General features: G+C 67.4%; 18 protein-coding genes. 4 read left to right on the top strand and 14 right to left on the bottom strand.

What is annotated here, in order from left to right:
• Positions 1 to 70 precede the first annotated feature (70 nt).
• Positions 71 to 772, top strand: coding sequence for a response regulator transcription factor CtrA (gene ctrA / locus ACQR50_RS12830; RefSeq protein WP_042484892.1), 702 nt, complete (start codon positions 71 to 73; stop codon positions 770 to 772).
• Positions 773 to 1,001: 229 nt separating this feature from the next.
• On the opposite strand, the gene ACQR50_RS12835 is transcribed toward ctrA, so the two are convergent.
• From ACQR50_RS12835 to ACQR50_RS12845, 3 genes are all read right to left on the bottom strand, one after another.
• Entirely contained in the window at positions 1,002 to 1,958 is a 957-nt protein-coding gene (locus ACQR50_RS12835) for a hypothetical protein (RefSeq protein WP_428968610.1), read from the bottom strand.
• 1 nt (position 1,959) lies between these two features.
• Entirely contained in the window at positions 1,960 to 3,633 is a 1,674-nt protein-coding gene (locus ACQR50_RS12840) for an amidohydrolase (protein WP_428968611.1), read from the bottom strand.
• Positions 3,634 to 3,813: 180 nt separating this feature from the next.
• Positions 3,814 to 4,257 carry an Lrp/AsnC family transcriptional regulator gene (locus ACQR50_RS12845; protein ID WP_428968612.1) on the bottom strand — a complete coding sequence of 148 codons (444 nt, stop codon included), beginning with the start codon at positions 4,255 to 4,257 and terminating at the stop codon, positions 3,814 to 3,816.
• A gap of 129 nt (positions 4,258 to 4,386) precedes the next feature.
• Between ACQR50_RS12845 and ald the strand changes: the two genes are divergently transcribed.
• Positions 4,387 to 5,493 carry an alanine dehydrogenase gene (gene ald / locus ACQR50_RS12850; RefSeq protein ID WP_184105416.1) on the top strand — a complete coding sequence of 369 codons (1,107 nt, stop codon included), beginning with the start codon at positions 4,387 to 4,389 and terminating at the stop codon, positions 5,491 to 5,493.
• Positions 5,494 to 5,849: 356 nt separating this feature from the next.
• Positions 5,850 to 6,062: a DUF3072 domain-containing protein gene (locus tag ACQR50_RS12855; protein WP_042484874.1), complete on the top strand. Its 213-nt coding sequence runs from the start codon at positions 5,850 to 5,852 to the stop codon at positions 6,060 to 6,062.
• Positions 6,063 to 6,066: 4 nt separating this feature from the next.
• Here the strand turns inward: ACQR50_RS12855 and ACQR50_RS12860 are convergent, their stop codons facing one another.
• From ACQR50_RS12860 to ccmC, 6 genes are all read right to left on the bottom strand, one after another.
• Positions 6,067 to 6,729, bottom strand: coding sequence for a tetratricopeptide repeat protein (locus ACQR50_RS12860; RefSeq protein ID WP_428968613.1), 663 nt, complete (start codon positions 6,727 to 6,729; stop codon positions 6,067 to 6,069).
• Positions 6,693 to 7,070, bottom strand: a complete 378-nt coding sequence (locus ACQR50_RS12865; RefSeq protein WP_056434315.1) for a cytochrome c-type biogenesis protein — start codon at positions 7,068 to 7,070, stop codon at positions 6,693 to 6,695. Before ACQR50_RS12865 ends, ACQR50_RS12860 begins: the two co-directional genes overlap by 37 nt.
• Entirely contained in the window at positions 7,067 to 7,606 is a 540-nt protein-coding gene (locus ACQR50_RS12870) for a redoxin family protein (RefSeq protein WP_428968614.1), read from the bottom strand. The genes ACQR50_RS12865 and ACQR50_RS12870 overlap by 4 nt, the downstream gene beginning before the upstream one ends.
• Positions 7,603 to 9,537 carry a heme lyase CcmF/NrfE family subunit gene (locus tag ACQR50_RS12875; protein WP_428968615.1) on the bottom strand — a complete coding sequence of 645 codons (1,935 nt, stop codon included), beginning with the start codon at positions 9,535 to 9,537 and terminating at the stop codon, positions 7,603 to 7,605. Before ACQR50_RS12875 ends, ACQR50_RS12870 begins: the two co-directional genes overlap by 4 nt.
• The gene (gene ccmE / locus ACQR50_RS12880; RefSeq protein WP_428968616.1) at positions 9,534 to 9,968 is read right to left on the bottom strand and encodes a cytochrome c maturation protein CcmE; all 435 of its coding nucleotides are present in this window, start codon (positions 9,966 to 9,968) and stop codon (positions 9,534 to 9,536) included. The genes ACQR50_RS12875 and ccmE overlap by 4 nt, the downstream gene beginning before the upstream one ends.
• A gap of 97 nt (positions 9,969 to 10,065) precedes the next feature.
• Complete coding sequence (gene ccmC, locus ACQR50_RS12885) at positions 10,066 to 10,791, bottom strand: heme ABC transporter permease CcmC (protein WP_428968617.1); 726 nt, start codon at positions 10,789 to 10,791, stop codon at positions 10,066 to 10,068.
• A gap of 308 nt (positions 10,792 to 11,099) precedes the next feature.
• Here ccmC and ACQR50_RS12890 point away from each other — a divergent pair, with 308 nt between their 5' ends.
• The gene (locus ACQR50_RS12890) at positions 11,100 to 13,163 is read left to right on the top strand and encodes a TonB-dependent receptor (protein WP_428968618.1); all 2,064 of its coding nucleotides are present in this window, start codon (positions 11,100 to 11,102) and stop codon (positions 13,161 to 13,163) included.
• Positions 13,164 to 13,244: 81 nt separating this feature from the next.
• On the opposite strand, the gene ACQR50_RS12895 is transcribed toward ACQR50_RS12890, so the two are convergent.
• The 5 genes from ACQR50_RS12895 to ACQR50_RS12915 all read right to left on the bottom strand — a co-directional run bounded on the left by ACQR50_RS12895 (position 13,245) and on the right by ACQR50_RS12915 (position 18,726).
• On the bottom strand, positions 13,245 to 13,694 hold the full coding sequence (locus ACQR50_RS12895) for a MaoC family dehydratase (RefSeq protein ID WP_428968619.1): 450 nt from the start codon (positions 13,692 to 13,694) through the stop codon (positions 13,245 to 13,247).
• The gene (locus ACQR50_RS12900; RefSeq protein ID WP_428968620.1) at positions 13,691 to 15,544 is read right to left on the bottom strand and encodes an acetyl/propionyl/methylcrotonyl-CoA carboxylase subunit alpha; all 1,854 of its coding nucleotides are present in this window, start codon (positions 15,542 to 15,544) and stop codon (positions 13,691 to 13,693) included. Before ACQR50_RS12900 ends, ACQR50_RS12895 begins: the two co-directional genes overlap by 4 nt.
• Positions 15,544 to 15,816: a barstar family protein gene (locus tag ACQR50_RS12905; protein ID WP_428968621.1), complete on the bottom strand. Its 273-nt coding sequence runs from the start codon at positions 15,814 to 15,816 to the stop codon at positions 15,544 to 15,546. The genes ACQR50_RS12900 and ACQR50_RS12905 overlap by 1 nt, the downstream gene beginning before the upstream one ends.
• A gap of 5 nt (positions 15,817 to 15,821) precedes the next feature.
• On the bottom strand, positions 15,822 to 17,420 hold the full coding sequence (locus tag ACQR50_RS12910; RefSeq protein ID WP_428968622.1) for a carboxyl transferase domain-containing protein: 1,599 nt from the start codon (positions 17,418 to 17,420) through the stop codon (positions 15,822 to 15,824).
• Positions 17,421 to 17,559: 139 nt separating this feature from the next.
• On the bottom strand, positions 17,560 to 18,726 hold the full coding sequence (locus tag ACQR50_RS12915) for an acyl-CoA dehydrogenase family protein (protein WP_428968623.1): 1,167 nt from the start codon (positions 18,724 to 18,726) through the stop codon (positions 17,560 to 17,562).
• Positions 18,727 to 18,774 lie beyond the last annotated feature (48 nt).

The following is an 18,774-nucleotide window of genomic DNA, read 5'->3' on the forward strand; positions in this document are numbered from 1 at the left end:
CGTTGGTTAATGATTGGAGCGTCAGGTCGCCGGGGCAAGGGGGGCGATCACTCGCAAATGGGGACTGTCGATGCGCGTATTGCTGATCGAAGACGAACCGACGACCGCCAAGGCGATCGAGCTGATGCTCGGCAGCGAAGGTTTCAACGTCTATACGACCGACCTGGGCGAGGAAGGCCTCGATCTCGGCAAGCTGTATGATTACGACATCATCCTGCTCGACCTGAACCTGCCCGACATGCACGGCTATGACGTGCTGAAGCGTCTGCGCGTTGCGCGCGTCTCGACGCCGGTGCTGATCCTGTCGGGCATCAACGAGATGGATTCGAAGGTACGCAGCTTCGGCTTCGGCGCCGATGATTACGTCACCAAGCCCTTCCACCGCGAAGAGCTGATCGCGCGCATCCATGCCGTGGTCCGCCGGTCCAAGGGCCATTCGCAGTCGATCATCCGCACCGGCAAGCTGGCCGTCAATCTCGACGCCAAGACGGTCGAGGTCGACAATGCCCGCGTCCACCTGACCGGCAAGGAATATGCGATGCTGGAGTTGCTCTCGCTCCGCAAGGGCACCACGCTGACCAAGGAAATGTTCCTCAACCACCTTTATGGCGGGATGGACGAGCCGGAGCTGAAGATCATCGACGTCTTCATCTGCAAGCTGCGCAAGAAGCTCAGCCTGGCCTGCGACGGCGAGAATTATATCGAGACGGTGTGGGGCCGCGGCTATGTGCTGCGCGAGCCCGACGATGTGGAGCAGGCCGAGGTCGCCTGATTTCGCTTTGGGTTGCGCAAAGGGCCGGTTCGAAAGGACCGGCCTTTTTCGTTGCGCGACATTTGAATTGCCCGAGGGCGGCGGGAGGTGGCCTTCGACTTCGCCCTGGCCGAACCAGTCGGCATCGAGAACCCCATGCCCTTAGAGGGGAGGAATGCAACCCCTTCAGCGGGAATGTCGATCTGCCCTGGTGTGGCGAAGCCATGACGGCATTGGATCGATCCCACCTCTAGCCTGTTGCCCGGCACCGAAGCGTCACGACATGCCCCGGCTTGTCATAGGTGATCGACGAACATCCGTTCAGCATATCCGCGCCGATATAGACGACATAGGACGGCCTGCTCTTCGTCCGCTTGCCCTTGACGACGACATCGCGTCGGTCCGCCTCCAGCCCGTCGGCTTCGCTCGGGTCGATGTCGGTCGCGGATCCGTAATCATGCGTGCGGACGAGCAACTCGGCGATGCGCAACGGCCCCAGCACCAGCGGCCTCGCCAGCCGGACGGGGCGTGCCGGACGGCTGACCCCGTGCGAGATCAGCACGGGCTGCACCGCCCCGTCGAACTGTGCGCCCTGCGCCCGCCCGATCGCCGCCCCCGCCGCCGCACTTGCCACGGTGCGGGGAAATTGCGGAGCGAAGGCGAAGGTGACGTCGTGGCCGCCAATGGGAAGCTCGACGCTGGAGAGCCACCAGTTATCGCGGCTGGCGAGCGGCAGCGCCGCCTCCACGTCATCGGGCTGGCTGGCGCGAAGCGTGAAGCGCACGATGGGCTCGGGCACGACATGCGGGCCGCCCAGTGCCTCGTCACCGGGATAGACGTCGGTTTCGAACCATTTGACCCATGCGGTCTCGGGCAGCGCATCGCCCACGCCCAACATCACGCGGCGCACCCGACCCGCGATGCGGATGGGCCCGATCCGCGCCGACGATGCTGGCGTGGCCGAGAATAGCGAAAAGCCGGATCGGCCGATCGTCGCGTCCTGTCCGAACAGGGCATCGGCCCGCGCGCGCGGCAGATAAAGGAAGGCGGGTAGGCCTGGGCCGATCCGCGCCGGGATCGCCTGCCCGTCGATGGTGACGGTGACGCGCCCATCGGGCGGCACCTCACGGACCATGGGCGGCGGATCGCTCGCCCCGACAAGTACCAGGGTCGGCGCGATCAGGAACAGCCGCCGCCCCGAAGGCATCTCAGCGGCGCTCCCACACCTTCTGCCCGCCGATCCAGGTTTCCTCGACTTGGGTGGCGCGCAATTCGCTGGGGTTGATGTCCAGCGGATTGCGGTCGACGATGATGAAGTCCGCCTGCTGCCCCTGCCCCAGTCGCCCGAACAGGTCTTCGGCAAACCCGGCATAGGCGCCGTCCATGGTGAAGGCACGCCATGCCGCCTCGCGCCCGACGATCTCCTGCGGCTGCCACCCGCCATAGGGCTGGCCGTCCGGGCCCTGGCGGGTGATCGCCGCCGCCCAGCCCGCAAAGGGATCGGGCCGCTCGACCGGATAATCCGAACCGAACACCAGGGTCGCGCCGTTCTTCAGCATGGTGTTCCAGGCATAGGCGCCCGTCAGCCGCGCCGGGCCCAGCCGCGCCTCGGCCATCTGGCGGTCGCTGGTTTCGTGCACCGGCTGCATCGAGGCGATGATGCCATGCTTGCCGAAGCGCGGCAGGTCCGCCGGATCGACAATCTGCGCATGTTCGATCCGCCAGCGCCGATCGCCCTTATAGGTCTCGGCCAGTTCGTCGATCGCGTCGAGCACCTGCGCATTGGTGCGGTCGCCGATCGCGTGGACGGCGATCTGGTACTTGTCCATCGCCGCGCGGCTCATCAGGTTGCGGATGACGTCGTCCGACATGAAGCCCAGCCCGGTCTGGCCCGGCGCATCGGCATAGGGCTGTTTCAGCCAGGCGCCGCGCGAACCCAGCGCGCCGTCGCCGTACAGCTTCACGCCGACCAGCCGCAGCCTGTTGTTGTACAGCCAGGGCGTCGGCCCGGTGCCGCCGATGCGCACCGTATCGTCGACGCCGCCGCCATAGCTCATGATCCGCACGCGCAGGTTTCCGGCATCGCCCATCCGGCGATAGGTCATCCACTCGTCCAGCGTCGTGCCCATATCGGCGGTCGCGGTGATGCCGTGGCTCAGCAAGTCGTTCTGCGCCTTCAGGAAGGCGGCGTTGCGGTCCTTGGCCAGCGGCTGCGGAATGGCCTTCTGGATCAACGCCATGGCCGCATCGACGAACACGCCGGAGGGCTGGCCGCCGACCTTCTCGATCCGGCCGCCAGCGGGCGAGACGGTCTTGGCGGTGATCCCCGCCGCCTTCATCGCCGCGCTGTTGGCCCAGAGCGCATGGCCATCGGCGCGTTCCATGACGACGGGACGGTCGGCGACGGCGGTGTCCATATCGGCGGCTGTGGGGAAGCGACCCAGCGCCCAGCTTTCCTGGTTCCAGCCGCCGCCCAATATCCATTTCCGCTCGGGGTTGGCTGCAACATAGGCGGCGATCCGCGCCTTCGCCTCGTCCAGCGACTTGGTGCTGCCCAAGTCCAGCTCGATCTGGCGGAAGCCCAGCGCCATGACATGCCCATGCGAATCGACGAAGCCGGGCAGCATCACCCGCCCCTTCATGTCCGCCCGCCAGTCGAGCTTTTCGGGGCGCTTGTCCTTGGCGCCCAGCAGCTTCACGACCTTGCCGTCCGGGGTCAGCAGCAGGCCGGTGAAGCGCACGACTTTGCCGTCCTTGTCGAGCGTCAGGCCCGTGACATTGTCGACCAGCGCATCGGCGAAGGCCGCAGCCGGGGTCAGCGCGATTGCCAGCGCGGTCAGTGCGGCGCGGAGGATGCGGGAGGGGGAAGCCTGCTTTACCATGGGCCGATCCCTATCGGCTGAAGGCGAAGGTGGGAAGCGGGCGCCGTCATCATTCCTCCCCTGCAAGGGGAGGTGGCAGGCCGTCAGGCCTGACGGAGGGGTGTCGCGCTATCGAGAGGGGGACATCCCTCCGACGCGCTGCGCGCGCCACCTCCCCTTGCAGGGGAGGAACATGCCCCTTTACGACCGCCGCACCACCTCGCGAATCACGAAATGCGACGCCAGCCGCGTCACCCCCGGCAGGCGGGCCAGGGTCTCGCGGTGGATACGCTCGTAACTGTCGTCGCGGCGCACCTCGACCTGGATCATGTAATCTGCCTCGCCGCTCATCAGGAAACATTCGACGATTTCGGGACAGCGCAGGATCTCGCGCTCGAACGCCGCCATGGTATCCTGCCTCTGGTCCTTCAGCGTGACGTTGACCATGACGGTCGACGGCCGCCCGCGCGCCTCATGGCTCAGGATCGCGCGATATCCGGCGATGATCCCGCTTTCGCGAAGCTGCGCCACGCGGCGATGCGCGGCACTGGCGGACAGGCCGACCTTCTCGCCCAGCGCGGCGCTGGTCAGGTCGGAATCGCGGGCCAGCTGGGCCAAGATGCGGCGGTCGATCGCGTCGGACATTTCATCCCGATACACCCGCCGAAGACGCACGAATATCCCAAATTATACGATGCGGCGGGACCGCTTTGCACACCTCTCCCACCCCATCGGCGCTATTATTGGGGCAACGCTTTTTCAGGAGAGTTCATCATGCGCGTCGGTGTTCCCAAGGAAATCAAGAACCACGAATATCGCGTCGGCCTGACCCCGCCATCGGTCGCCGAGCTGGTCGCTGCCGGTCACGAGGTGATCGTCGAGACCAAGGCCGGTACCGGCATTGATTTCGAGGACCAGGACTATGTCGACGCGGGCGCGCGCATCGTCGCCACCGCCGCCGAGGTGTTCGAGCAGGCCGAGATGATCGTGAAGGTCAAGGAGCCGCAGGCGGTCGAGGTCGCGATGCTGCGCCCGCACCATGTCCTGTTCACCTATCTCCACCTCGCCGCCGACAAGCCGCAGGCCGAAGGCCTGATGAAGTCGGGCGCGACCTGCATCGCCTATGAAACCGTCACCAGCCCCCGCGGCGGCGTGCCGCTCCTGAAGCCGATGTCGGAAGTCGCGGGCCGCATGGCGGTGCAGGTCGGCGCGCACTATCTCGAAAAGCAGCAGGGCGGCCGTGGCATCCTGCTCGGCGGCGTGCCGGGCGTGGCACCGGCCAAGGTCGCGATCCTGGGCGGCGGCGTCTCGGGCGTGAACGCGGCGCAGATGGCGGTGGGCCTGCGCGCCGACGTCACCATCTATGACATCAACAACGATCGTCTGGCCGAGCTGGACATGTTCTTCTCCAGCCAGATCAAGACCGCCTATGCGTCGAAGGCAGCGATCGCGGCCGCGGTGAAGAACGCGCACCTCGTCATCGGCGCGGTGCTGGTCCCGGGCGCGGCGGCGCCGAAGCTGGTCACCCGCGACATGCTGAAGACGATGAAGCGCGGCTCGGTGATGGTCGACATCGCGATCGACCAGGGCGGCTGCTTCGAGACCAGCCATGCCACCACCCACCAGGACCCGGTGTTCGAGGTCGACGGCGTGATCCATTACTGCGTCGCCAACATGCCCGGCGCGGTCGCCCGCACCTCGACCTTCGCGCTGAACAACGCGACGCTGCCCTTCGCGGTGAAGCTGGCGAACATGGGCGCCGAGGCCGCGATGAAGGCCGACGCGCATCTGGCGAACGGCCTGAACGTCTCGGGCGGCAAGATCCGCCACGCGGCGGTCGCCGAAGCGCTCGACCTGCCGTTCGAGGCCTGGGCGGGCTAAACCGCTCCTGCCGTTCGCACTGAGCGAAGTCGATCCGGGCCATGGCCTTCGACTTCGCTCAGGTTGGACGGACTCGAGAGCTTGCGGCCGCTTCGTTCACGCTGAGCGAAAAGCGCACGCCCTGCCCCACGCCACGAGGGCCCGAGTAGGTTCGCGCGGAGACGCGGAGGCGCGGAGATGGCGAATCCAGCCGCCAGGCTGTCCTCCCATATCGAGGGTGCGGCGAAGCCTCCGGCGGAACGGACTCCCACCGCCGATCCCATCCCGAACCTCTCTGCGGCTCCGCGTCTCCGCGCGAACCAAACAAAGAAACAAAACTGGAACATCGCCGTTGATCCCCCCGAAAGGATCATCCGATGACCGATAACCCCAAGACCGAACCCTTCTCGAACGCCGAGAAGGACCCCGATGACTGGACCACCGGCGACGAAAAGATGACCGGCGCGCAGGCCAGCTATCTCAAGACCCTGTCCGAAGAAGCAGGTGAGCCGTTCGACGATACGCTGACAAAGGCCGACGCCTCCAAGCGGATCGACGCGCTTCAGGAAAAGACCGGCCGGGGCCAGTAAGCCCCTATTCCCCCATCATCCGAATGGCCTGATCGAGCAGCATCACCCGCTGCTCGATGGCCGGACGATAGGGCGCATCGGCGGGCGACAGCGCCAGGGCACGGTTCCAGAAGACGCGTGCCTTGCGAAAATCGCCCGCCCGCATCCAGGCCAGCCCCTCGAAGAAGAACGGCGCCGGGTCGCGAGGCCCCAGCGTCCGCGCGCGACGAAAGGCAAAGCGAGCGGCGGGCGACATCTGATAACCGTCATGTGCGAACAGGACGTTGCCCAGCTCGGTCCAGTAGGGAACGCTGGTCCGGTCGCCGCCGACCGCGCCCAGCATGATCTGCACCGCCGTGCGCCTGTTGCCCGAACGCGACAGGGCATCGGCGGCGGTGAACATCGCCGCCTCGCCACCATAACGCCCGATCAGCTGCCCGCGCAGCTCGGAAATCGCGTCATTGTCGAGCAGCGCATCGGGGCGCGGCGCGGGCGCGCTGGCCGCCAGGGTCGGCCGCCCCTGCCAAGCATAGCCCACGCCCCCCAGTGCGAGTGCGGCCCCGAGCATCGTCAAGAGCGGTCGCGGAAACCGCAGCCACAGCGCCGCGCCCAAGGCTCCGGCGGCGATCAGCAGCAGGATCAGCCAGCCCATCAGCGGCGCTTTCGAAAGCTGGATCGCGCGATCCATGCGCCGACCGCCAGCAACAGGATCGGCGTCGCCCAGAGCAACGCCGTGGCACCGGACAAGGGCGGGTCATAGCTGACATAATCGCCGTACCGCTCGATCAGCCAGGCGCGGATCGCCTCCGGGCTTTCGCCGCGCGCGATCCGCTGGCGGACCAGGGCGCGCATATCAGCGGCCATGTCGGCGTCGCTGTCCGCGATCGACTGGCCCTGGCACACGACGCAGCGCAGCTCGCCCATCAGGGCGCGCGCCTGCGCCTCGGCCTGACGGTCGGGCAGTTGGGTGTTGCCGTAATCGGGCGTGGTCGTGGCGACCGCCAGCAACAGGGCGAGCGACAGGCTCATCGCGCGGCGGCCCCCGCAGCGGCTACGTCGCGGACGATCTGGTCGACCTGATCGGCGCGGATGTCGCCGATATATTGCCGCACGATCCGCCCGCGCCCGTCGATCAGGAAGGTCTCCGGCACACCCGACGAACCGAGCGCCATCTGCACCCGGCTACGGCTGTCGTCGCCGATCGCGGCATAAGGGTCGCCGTTGCGGCGCAGGAAGGCGGCGATGGCGGGGCCCTTGTCATGGATCGCAATGGCGTCGATCGGCACGCCGCGCGCCTTCAGCGCCATCAGCTGCGGCGCCTCGGCGATGCAGGGGATGCACCAGCTGGCAAAGACGTTGAGCAGGCGCGGCTTGCCGCCCTTGAAGTCGCCGCTCGCCAGGCCCGGCTTGCCCGGCACCATCGGCTCCAGCTGGAAGACCGGGAGCGGCTTGTCGACCAGGGTCGAATGGACCGTCGTGTCGGCGGGGCGCATCAACCCGGCCGCGACCACCGCGAAGAACACTCCGAACAGCCCCAGCGGCAACCAGATCAGCGCGCGCTTCATCCCCACAGAGCCTCCCGCCGTCGTTGCTGCCATGCCTTGAACCACCGCCCGACCAGCGCCAGCACGCCGCCCAAGGCGATCAGCGCACCGCCCAGCCAGATCAAGGTCACGAACGGCTTCCACCACAGTCGCAACTGCCAGCGGCCGGTCGCGGCATCCTGCTGCCCCAGAACGGTATAAAGCTGCCCGTCCCAGCGGGTCGCGATGGCGCTCTCGCTGGTCGTGGTCGGCGGATCGGTGAAGAAGCGCTGCTGCGGACGCAAGGTGGCTCCGTCGCCCTCGCGGGTCGCGGTCAGCCGCGCCTCCAGCGCCGACCAGTTCGCGCCGATAATGGGATAGATGCGGTTCAGCTCCACCCGCCACGGGCCGACGATGGTCGCCTGCCCCGGATAGAGCGCGACCAGCCGCTCGGCGGTGAAGGCGCTGTCGCAGGCCATGCCGATCATGCTGACGCCCAGCCCGACATGCGCGACGACCATGCCCCAGATGGGCAAGGGCGTGCGCCGCCAGTTGCGGCGGGTGACCGGCAGCACGCTGGCGACGATCAGCCCCACGCCAAAGGACAGGCCGAGCAGCGACAACACGCCCATGCCCCCGGTCAGGGTCAGCATCAGTGCAAAGGTCCCCGCCGCCGCGACCATCGGCCACAGCATCCGGATCAGCACCGCCTCCGCGTCATCGCTGCGCCAGCGCAGGGCTGGCCCGACCGCCATGACGGCGACCAGCGCCAGCGCGATCGGTCCGGCGGCGGCGTGGAAGAAAGGCGGCCCGACCGACAGCCGCACGCCGAACCCGGCGGCGACCAGCGGATAGAGCGTGCCGATCAGCACGATGCCGAGAATCACCGACAGCAGCAGGTTGTTGACGACCAGACCGCCCTCGCGACTGACGAAGGCGAAGCTGCGCCCAGCCCGCACCTGCCCAATCCGCACGCCGAACAGCGCGAGCGCGCCACCGATATAGATACCCAGCAACGCCAGGATGAACGCCCCGCGCCGGGGATCGACGGCAAAAGCATGGACGCTGGTCAAAATGCCTGACCGCACCAGGAAGGTGCCGATCATCGACATGGAGAATGCGACCACCGCCAGCATGACGGTCCACGCCCGCAAGCCGTCCCGGGCCGCCAGCACGTTGACCGAATGGAGCAACGCCGTCGCCGCCAGCCACGGCATCAACGAGGCATTCTCGACCGGATCCCAGAACCACCAGCCGCCCCAGCCCAGCTCGTAATAGGCCCAATAGGAGCCCGCCGTGATGCCGATGGTCAGCAGCACCCAGGCGCCCAGCACCCAGGGCCGCATCGCCCGCGCAAAGGCCGGACCGACCTGCCCCGTCACCAGCGCACCGACCGCGAAGGAAAAGGCGACCGACAGCCCGACATAGCCCGCGTAAAGCGTCGGCGGGTGGAAGGCCAAACCGGGGTCCTGCAACAACGGATTGAGCCCCTGCCCTTCGATCGGCGCGGGGTTCAGCCGCGCGAACGGGTTGGATGCGAACAGCAGGAAGGCATAGAAACCCAGCGCGATCGCGCCCTGCGCGGCCAGCGTCGCGACATGGGTCGCCCGGTCGAGCGTCCGTTCCTTCCAGGCGACCAGCGCGCCGCCCGCGCCCAGGATCGTGACCCAGAGCAGCATCGACCCTTCGTGATTGCCCCAGGCTCCGGCGAATTTGTAGATCCAGGGCTTGGCCGAATGGCTGTTCTCGGCGACCAGCTTGACCGACAGATCGGTGTTCAGGAACACCGCGATCAACGCACCCATGGCGATGGCGACCAGCGCGCCCTGTAGAATCGCGACCGGCCCGATCGCCGCCATCGCCTGCTCGCCCGCCACATCCTTGCGCCGGAGCGCGAGCACGCCGAGCAGCAGTTGCAACCCCGCCAGCATCGCGGCGAACCAAAGAGCGGCCAAGCCCGCTTCGGCGATCACGGCTTTAGGCTCCGGCTCTCGTGCATATTGCCCGCCATTTCGGGAGGCATATATTTCTCGTCATGCTTGGCGAGCAGGTTGGTCGCGACGAAGCGGCCATCGGGCTGGAACTGCCCCTCGGCCACCACGCCCGATTTCTCGCGGAACAGGTCGGGGGTGATCCCGGCAAAGGTCACGGGTGTCGTCGCCTTGCCGTCGGTGACGACGAAGCGCACCGTCACCCCGTCGGGCGCGCGGTGGACCGATCCGGCCTCGACCATCCCGCCCAGCCGCACCGCCTTGCCCAGCGGCAGGCCCTGTGCTTTCGCGTCGGAGGGCGTGTAGAAGAACGCCGCCTGGTCCTTCATCGCCGACATGGCGAGCAGGACCGCCGCGACGATCGCGGCCAGCGCCAGCAGCGCCAGCGTCAGACGTTGGGATTTGGGCGTCATTTCTCGGCGCGCTTCATCGCCAGATAGCTGATGAGGGTCAGCGCGCCCGCGCCCCCCAGCATGACCGCATAGGCCGCCGCCACGAAACTCATCTGGTTCATGCGCGCGCCATCCGCCGCATCCGCGCCTCGGCCTTGGCCTGCGCCAACAGGGTGCGCATCCGCATCAGCACGATGGCCGCGAACAGAAAGGTGAAGCCGCCCAGCGCGATGGGCAAAGGCCAGAGCAGCGATGGGTCGATGCTGGAGCCGGTCAGTCCGATCGACTGGCCCTGGTGCAGCGTGTTCCACCATACCACCGAATAGCGGATGACCGGCAGCAACGCCGTGCCCGCCAGCCCGTACAGCGCCGGGATCCGCCCGTCGCCGCCGCGATCCGCATCGGCACGGGCGAGCGCGATATAGCCCAGATAGACGAACAGCAGCAGCAGCATCGAGGTCAGCCGCCCGTCCCACTGCCACCATGTCCCCCAGGTCGGCCGTCCCCAGATCGATCCGGTGGCGAGGCAAAGTGCGGTAAACACCGCCCCCGGCCAGGCAATGGCGCGGCCCGCGACCTGCGCCAGCGGATGCCGCCACACGATCAGCGACAGGCTGGCGATGGCGATGCCGCTCCATCCCCCCATGCCCAGCCAGGCGGCGGGGACATGGATGTAGAGAATGCGCACCGTCTCGCCCTGAAGATAATCGGGCGGCGTCATCACCAGCCCCGCCCAGACCGCGACCGCGATCAGCACGATGCCGAGCCCCAGGAAAATCCCGGTCAGCGGACGAGCGATCTTCAGGAAACGCGCGGGGTTCGCAAGGATATGTAGACTGGCCACGATGACAGGACTGTAAGGCGGTTTTTCAGGCGCGTCATCCGTGTTTGCGGCAAGCAGCCCCTCTTCTTAAGCCCCTCCCGCAGGCGGGAGGGGTTTGGGGAGGGTATGGTGTCTCACAGAGACCATCGCTTGTGGCCACCCCTCCCCCATCCCAGTTTCAGGTCGGTCATGCCGGGGGGCATGACCGACCTGAAACTCGCCTTCGGGACGGGCGTGAGACTCATCGGTAGCGGGACCCGTTCGTTTCTTGATTCGTCTTCCCCTCCTGACATCCCTATCAGGGGAGCAAAGGGGACCATCACATCATCATGCCTGCATTTCACCGCCTGCCTTTGCTTGCCCTCGCGTTCGCGCCTGCCACGCTTTCCGCACAAACCACCGAACCCGAAACCGTCGTGGTTACCGGCCGGGGCCTGGCCGACCAGCCGGGCGACAGCGCGCTGGACGTGGTGACCATCGAGCGCGACCGGATCACGCAGAGCGCCTCGCAGCGGCTGGAGAATGTCCTTGCCGATGTCGCGGGGCTCCAGCAGTTCCGTCGCTCGGACAGCCGCTCGGCGCATCCGACGTCGCAAGGGATCACCCTGCGCGGGCTGGGCGGCAATGCGTCGAGCCGCGCGCTGCTGGTGCTGGACGGCGTGCCGCAGGCCGATCCGTTCGGCGGCTGGGTGGTGTTTCCCGCCTATGCGACCGGACGGCTGGGGCGCATCCGGGTGACGCGCGGTGGCGGATCGGGTTTCTGGGGGCCGGGCGCGCTGGCGGGCACGATCGAGATGGACAGTGCGACGCCCGACCAGCTGTCCCCGCTCGACCTCGCTTTGTCCTATGGCAGCCGCGATTCGGTGGATGCGCAGGGGTCGGCCTCGCTGGTGCGGGATGGCGGCTTTCTGACCGTGTCCGGCGCCTATGCGCGCGGCGACGGCTTCATTCCGGTCGTCGAGGGCCAGCGAGGACCCGCCGATCGGCCTGCGCCTTACGAACAATATTCGGGCGCGGCGCGCGGTGTCGTCGGGATCGCGCCCGCGACCGAGTTGCAGATGACCCTCGCCGCCTTTCACGACGCGCGGGACCGGGGGACCGACTTTACTGACAATCGCTCGGACGGCGCGGATGCCAGCGTCCGGCTGGTCGGGCGAGGAGCCTGGGGCTGGTCGGCGCTGGCCTATGTCCAGACGCGGCAATTCGCGTCGCGCTATGCCAGCGTGAATGCGGCGCGAACGGCGGCCACGCTGACGCTCGACCAATATAATGTCCCCGCCACCGGACTGGGCGGACGGGTCGAGGTGTCGCCGCCGCTGGGCGATACGGTGAAGCTGCGGCTGGGCGGCGACATTCGCGATACCAGCGGACGGACGCAGGAACGCTACACCTATGTCGCGGGACTACCCACACGACGGCGCGAGGCGGGGGGTGCGACGCGGACCATGGGGCTGTTCGCCGATGGTAGCGTCGAGGCGGGCGCGCTGACCGTCACCGCCGCCGCGCGGGTGGATGACTGGCGCATCCGCAACGGACGGCTGGATGAGGGCGTGCTGGCGACCGGCGCGGTACTGACCGATACCGATTTCCCCAATCGCTCGGGGCAGGAGTTTACCGGGCGACTGGGGGCGGCGGTGCGGATCGTGCAGCCGTTGAACCTGCGCGCGGCGGCCTATCGTGGCTGGCGACTGCCGACGCTCAACGAACTCTACCGGCCGTTCCGCGCCGGGACAGACGCCACCGCCGCCAATGCCGCGCTGAATCCCGAACATGTCGAAGGTATCGAGGGCGGGTTCGACCTGACCCCGGCGGCGGGCTTGCGGCTGTCGGGCACCTATTTCCTCAACCGGCTGACCGATGCGATCGCCAATGTGACCCTGGGGCGTGGACCGGGGACATTTCCGGGCGTCGGCTTCGTCGCGGCGAACGGCGTGTACCGGATGCGGCGGAATCTCGACGCGATCCGATCCCAGGGGTTCGAGCTGGAGGCGAACTGGACCTATGGCCCGCTCAGCGCGCGCGGGTCCTGGTCGCATGTCGATGCGCGAGTGGAAGCATCGGGCAATGCCGCCCCGCTCGACGGCCTGCGTCCGGCCCAGACACCGCGCGACCAGTTCTCGGGGACCTTGGCGGTCGAGCGGCATGGGGCGGTGTTGAGCGGGACGCTGCGCCATGTCGGACGGCAGTATGAGGACGACCAGAATATCCGCTCGCTGGCCCCCGCGACGACGGTCGATGCCTATGCGGCGCTGCCGGTGGTGCGCGGCTGGCTGATCGAAGCGCGGGCCGAGAACCTCGCCGATGCGCGGGTCGAGGCGGCGTATAGCGGCGCAGGGCTGATCGAGCGGGCGACACCCCGGACACTTTGGATCGGGGTTCGGACGCGGTTGTAATCCCTTGGTCTTCGACTTCGCTCGGGCTGAACGAAACTGGGTACTGGACCCCGTTCGCACTGAGCGAAGTCGAAGGGCGCGCTACCCCCGCTTCTTGACCAACGCCGTCCTCAAGCACCGGCACACCACCTCGTCACGCTGGTTCAGTGCCTCGTGCCGGAACGTCACCAGCCCCGCCCCCGGCCGCGACTTGCTCTCGCGCAGGCCCGTCACCTCGCTGGTCGCGCGCAGCGTGTCGCCCAGAAAGACCGGCGCGGGCATGACCAGTTCATCGTAACCGAGATTGGCCACCAGCGTCCCCAGCGTCGTCTCCCCGACCGACAGCCCGACCATCAGCGAGAAGGTGAAGGTGCCGTTGACGAGGATCTGGCCGAATTCGCTCGCCTTCGCCGCCTCTGCATCGATGTGGAGCGGCTGCGGGTTGTGGGTCATGGTCGAGAACAGGAGGTTGTCCGTCTCGGTCACGGTGCGGCGGATGGGGTGTTCGATCCGGTCGCCGATCACCCAGTCGTCAAAGAAGCGCCCGCTCATGCCGCGTCCTCCGCAACGATACGGACCAGCGCGACGCCTTCGGCCACCTGACCGCCCGTCTCGGCCTTCAAGTCGGTGACCACCCCGTCGAACGGTGCGGTCAGGACATGCTCCATCTTCATCGCCTCCAGCGTGACGAGCGGCTGGCCTGCGCTTACCGCTTGTCCCTCTGTCACGGCGACGGCGATGATGCGGCCGGGCATGGGCGACAGGATCGCGCCGTCCCCCGCCCCGCCCGCCGCCAGCCCATCGGCGCGCCAGCGGGTGAAGGACCAGCTTTGCCCGCCCTCCGAAATCAGCACCTCGTCAGTCGGCGCCGGGGGAACGTCGCCCGCCTCGCTGAAATCGACGGTGATCGGCCGCCCATCGAGCAGGAAGCGCGCGGTGCGCCGGGGCGCTGCGTTCAGGCGGAAGCCCGACAGCGCGTCCTGTCCGATCAACGCGGCGGCGGCCTCGGCCAGGGCCTCTTCGGACGGCTCGGTCGGCGGCATCAGCGCCTCGCCCTCGCGCGCGATCAGGCCGGTATCGACCTGCCCGCTCGCGAAATCGGGATGGTCGAGCGCCTGCACTAGAAAGCCCGCATTGGTACGCACCGGCCAGATCACCGCCTCGTCCAGCGCATCCGCCAACGCCTCGCGCGCTTCGTCGCGGGTGTCGCCATGCGCGATGACCTTGGCGATCATCGGATCGTACCAGGGGGTGATCTCCGCCCCTTCCTCGACTCCGGTATCGATGCGGATCGCGGGATCGTCGCCGAGGTCGAACACCTCCAGCGTGCCGATCGCGGGCAGGAAACCCTTGGCCGGGTCCTCGGCATAGAGGCGCGCCTCGATCGCATGGCCGTGGATGGACAGATCGGCTTGCGCCATCGGCAAGGGCTCGCCCGCCGCGACGCGCAGCTGCCACTCGACCAGATCGACGCCGGTGATCGACTCGGTCACGGGATGCTCGACCTGGAGACGGGTGTTCATCTCCATAAACCAGACGCGGTCGGCACGCAGCCCTTCGGAGGCGTCGGCGATGAACTCAATGGTTCCTGCGCCGACATAGTCCACCGCCTGCGCCGCACGGACCGCGGCACCGCACACCGCCTCTCGGGTTGCTTCGTCCATGCCCGGCGCGGGGGCTTCCTCGATCACCTTTTGATGGCGGCGTTGCAGCGAGCAATCGCGCTCGAAGAGATGGACCACCTGGCCATGGCGGTCGCCGAAGACCTGCACTTCGATATGGCGCGGCGAGAGGATGTATTTCTCGATCAGCACCCGGTCGTCGCCGAACGACGCCGCCGCCTCGCGACGGCAGGATGCCAGCGCCTCGGCGAAGGCGGCGGGCTCGTCGACGCGGCGCATCCCCTTGCCGCCGCCGCCCGCCACCGCCTTGATCAGCACGGGATAGCCGACCGCATCCGCCTCGGCGGCGAGGCGGTCGGGGCTCTGGTCCTCGCCCAGATAGCCGGGCGTGACGGGTACACCGGCGGCGATCATCCGCGCCTTGGCGGCGTCCTTCAGGCCCATGGCGCGGATACTGTCGGGGTCGGGGCCGACCCAGACCAGCCCGGCGGCGATCACGCTTTCCGCGAACTCGGCATTTTCCGAGAGGAAACCATAGCCGGGATGGATCGCCTCCGCCCCGCTTTCGCGCGCGGCCGCGAGGATGCGGGCGGCATCCAGATAGCTTTCCCGCGCCGGGGCCGGGCCGATCAGCACGGCCTCGTCCGCAAGCCGCACATGCAGCGCCTGCGCATCGGCTTCGGAATAGACCGCGATGGTGCGCAGGCCCATCTCCCGCGCGGTGCGGATGATGCGACAGGCGATCTCGCCGCGATTGGCGATGAGGAGGCTCTTCATCATCAGGATTCCAGCTTCAACGTGATGGCACCCGGTCGTTCGGCGATGGCATCGAAGATCACGGTCAGGATGCGATCAAACCGCTCGCCGATCACCTTGCGCGCAGCGGCGGCATTGGTGAGGGTCAGCATGATGGGCGGCTCGACAACCGCAATCAGCAGGTCGAACAGCGCATCCAGACTGCCGCCATACCATTCGACGCCAGAGGCTTCGCGGATACGGGTATGAAAATCGGCCTCGTCCGTGACGGTCGCGCCATCAATGGTCAGGTCCATGGCCATTACATGCGGAACACCCCGAACCGGGGTGCCTCCGCGATCGGCGCATTCAGACAAGCATCCAGCGCCAGCCCCAGAACATCCCGCGTCTGCGCCGGATCGACGATGCCGTCGTCCCACAGCCGCGCGGTCGCGTACCAGGGGTTGCCTTCATCCTCGTAACGCTGGCGGATAGGGGCCTTGAACGCCTCCGCCTCGTCCGGCGTCCAGCTATCGGCGTCGCGGTGGACGGTCGCCAGCACGCTAGCGGCCTGTTCGCCGCCCATCACGCTGATCCGCGCATTGGGCCAGGTGAACAGGAAGCGAGGACTATAGGCGCGCCCGCACATGCCGTAATTGCCCGCGCCGAAGCTGCCGCCGATCAGCACGGTGATCTTGGGCACCTGCGCCGTCGCCACCGCGGTTACCAGCTTGGCGCCGTGCTTGGCGATCCCTTCGGCCTCATAGCGGCCGCCGACCATGAAGCCGGAAATATTCTGGAGGAACAGCAGCGGGATACGCCGCTGACACGCCAGCTCGATGAAGTGCGCGCCCTTCTGCGCGCTCTCCGAGAACAACACGCCGTTGTTCGCCAGGATCGCGACCGGCTTGCCATGGATATGCGCGAAACCGCAGACCAGCGACGCGCCGTACAGCGCCTTGAATTCATGGAAGCGCGATCCGTCGACCAGCCGGGCGATCACCTCATGCACGTCATAGGGCGCGCGCACGTCCTGCGGGATCAGGCCATAGAGTTCCTCCGCCGGATAGAGCGGTTCGTCCGCCTCGGCGAGATTGACGTCCGGCATCACCTGCGGCGGCAGGGTTTCCACGATGTCGCGGACGATCGACAGCGCATGATCGTCATCCTGCGCGACATGATCGACCACACCGGACTTGCGGCCATGGGTGTCCGCACCGCCCAGTTCCTCGGCCGAGATGACCTCGCCCGTCGCGGCCTTCACCAGCGGCGGTCCGGCGAGGAAGATCGTGCCCTGCCCGCGCACGATCACCGTCTCGTCCGACATGGCGGGGACGTACGCACCGCCCGCCGTGCAGCTGCCCATGACGCAGGCGATCTGCGGAATGCCCGCCGCCGACATCTGCGCCTGGTTGAAGAAGATGCGGCCGAAATGATCGCGGTCGGGAAAGACCTCCGCCTGATGCGGCAGGTTCGCGCCGCCGCTATCGACCAGATAGATGCAGGGCAGCCGGTTCTCGAGCGCGATCTCCTGCGCGCGGAGGTGCTTCTTGACGGTCAGCGGGTAATAGGTGCCGCCCTTCACCGTCGCGTCATTGGCGACGATCATTACCTGACGACCATGCACACGTCCGATCCCCGCGATCACCCCGGCGCCCGGCACGGCATCGTCATACAGGCCGTTGGCGGCGAGTTGGCCAATCTCCAGGAAGGGCGCGCCCGCATCGAGCAACTGTTCCACCCGGTCGCGGGGGAGCAGCTTGCCGCGCGCAACATGACGCTCGCGCGAGGCCTCGTTACCGCCGAGCGCTGCCTGAGCGACATCCGCACGCAACCGCTCGGCCAGCACACGGTTGTGGTCGGCATTGGCGCGGAACGCCGCATCGTCACGCGAAAGGCGCGAGGAAAGAACCGCCCCCATCAAATCCTCCCCAAGCTATGCTTGGGGAGGGGGACCATGCGCAGCATGGTGGAGGGGCAAGCCCCTCCGGCCCCTCCACCCCTCGCTTCGCGAGCGGTCCCCCTCCCCGCGCTATGCGCAGGGAGGATTTGGTTACGGCTCATTGCGCCACCTTTTCGAGCTTGCCGATCAATTCGCGGCCGATCAGCATCCGGCGAATCTCGTTGGTCCCTGCCCCGATGTCGAGCAGCTTAGCATCGCGCGCAAAACGTTCGACCGGCCACTCCTTGGTATAGCCCGCCCCGCCCAGCGCCTGGATCGCCTCCAGCGAGACCTTCACCGCATTCTCGCTCGCCAGCAGGATCGCGCCCGCCGCGTCGAACCGGGTCGTGCGCCCGGCGTCGCAGCTCCGCGCAACGGCATAGACGTACGCCCGCGCCGAATTGAGCGCGACATACATATCGGCGATCTTCGCCTGGATCAGCTGGAACTCGCCGATCGCGCGGCCGAACTGCCGCCGCTCGCGGACGTAGGGCACGACCACGTCGAGGCACGCCTGCATGATCCCCAGCTGGATACCCGCCAGCACCGCACGCTCATAGTCGAGCCCGCTCATCAGCACGCCGACACCGCCGTTCACCGGCCCCATCACCTGCGCGTCGCCGACGAAACAGTCGTTGAACACCAGCTCGGCGGTCGGGCTGCCGCGCATGCCCATCTTGTCGATCTTCTGGCCGATCGCGAAGCCCGCCATGTCCTTTTCGATCAGGAAGGCGGTGATGCCCCGGCTCCCCTCGCCCGTCTTGGCATAGACGACGAGCGTCTCGGCATAGGGCGCGTTGGTGATCCAGAATTTGGTACCGTTCAGCACCCAGCCGCCGTCCGCCTTCACCGCGCGCAGCTTCATCGACACGACGTCCGAGCCCGCCGACACTTCGGACATGGCCAGGCTGCCGACATGCTCGCCGGAGATCAGGCCGGGCAGATATTTCGCCTTCTGCTCCGCGTTGCCCCAGCGGCTGATCTGGTTGACGCAGAGGTTGGAATGCGCGCCGTAGGACAGTCCCAGCGAGGCCGAAGCCCGCGACACTTCCTCGATCGCGACGACATGCTCCAGATAACCGAGCCCCAGGCCACCATCGGCCTCGGCGACGGTGATGCCGTGCAGGCCCAGCGCGCCCATTTCGGGCCATATGTCACGGGGAAACCAGTCTTCCGCATCCATTCGTACGGCGAGCGGTGCGATCCGGTCGGTCGCGAAACGGCGCGTCGCCTCACGGATCATGTCCGCGCTTTCGCCGAGCGCGAAGTCGAAATCGTCGATCATGTCCTCTCCAAGCGGCTCTTTGAGTCCGTTAGCTCGCTTTAAACGTAT

Source organism: Sphingomonas sp. Xoc002, assembly GCF_050408055.1.
In the GTDB taxonomy this organism is placed as follows: domain Bacteria; phylum Pseudomonadota; class Alphaproteobacteria; order Sphingomonadales; family Sphingomonadaceae; genus Sphingomonas; species Sphingomonas yabuuchiae.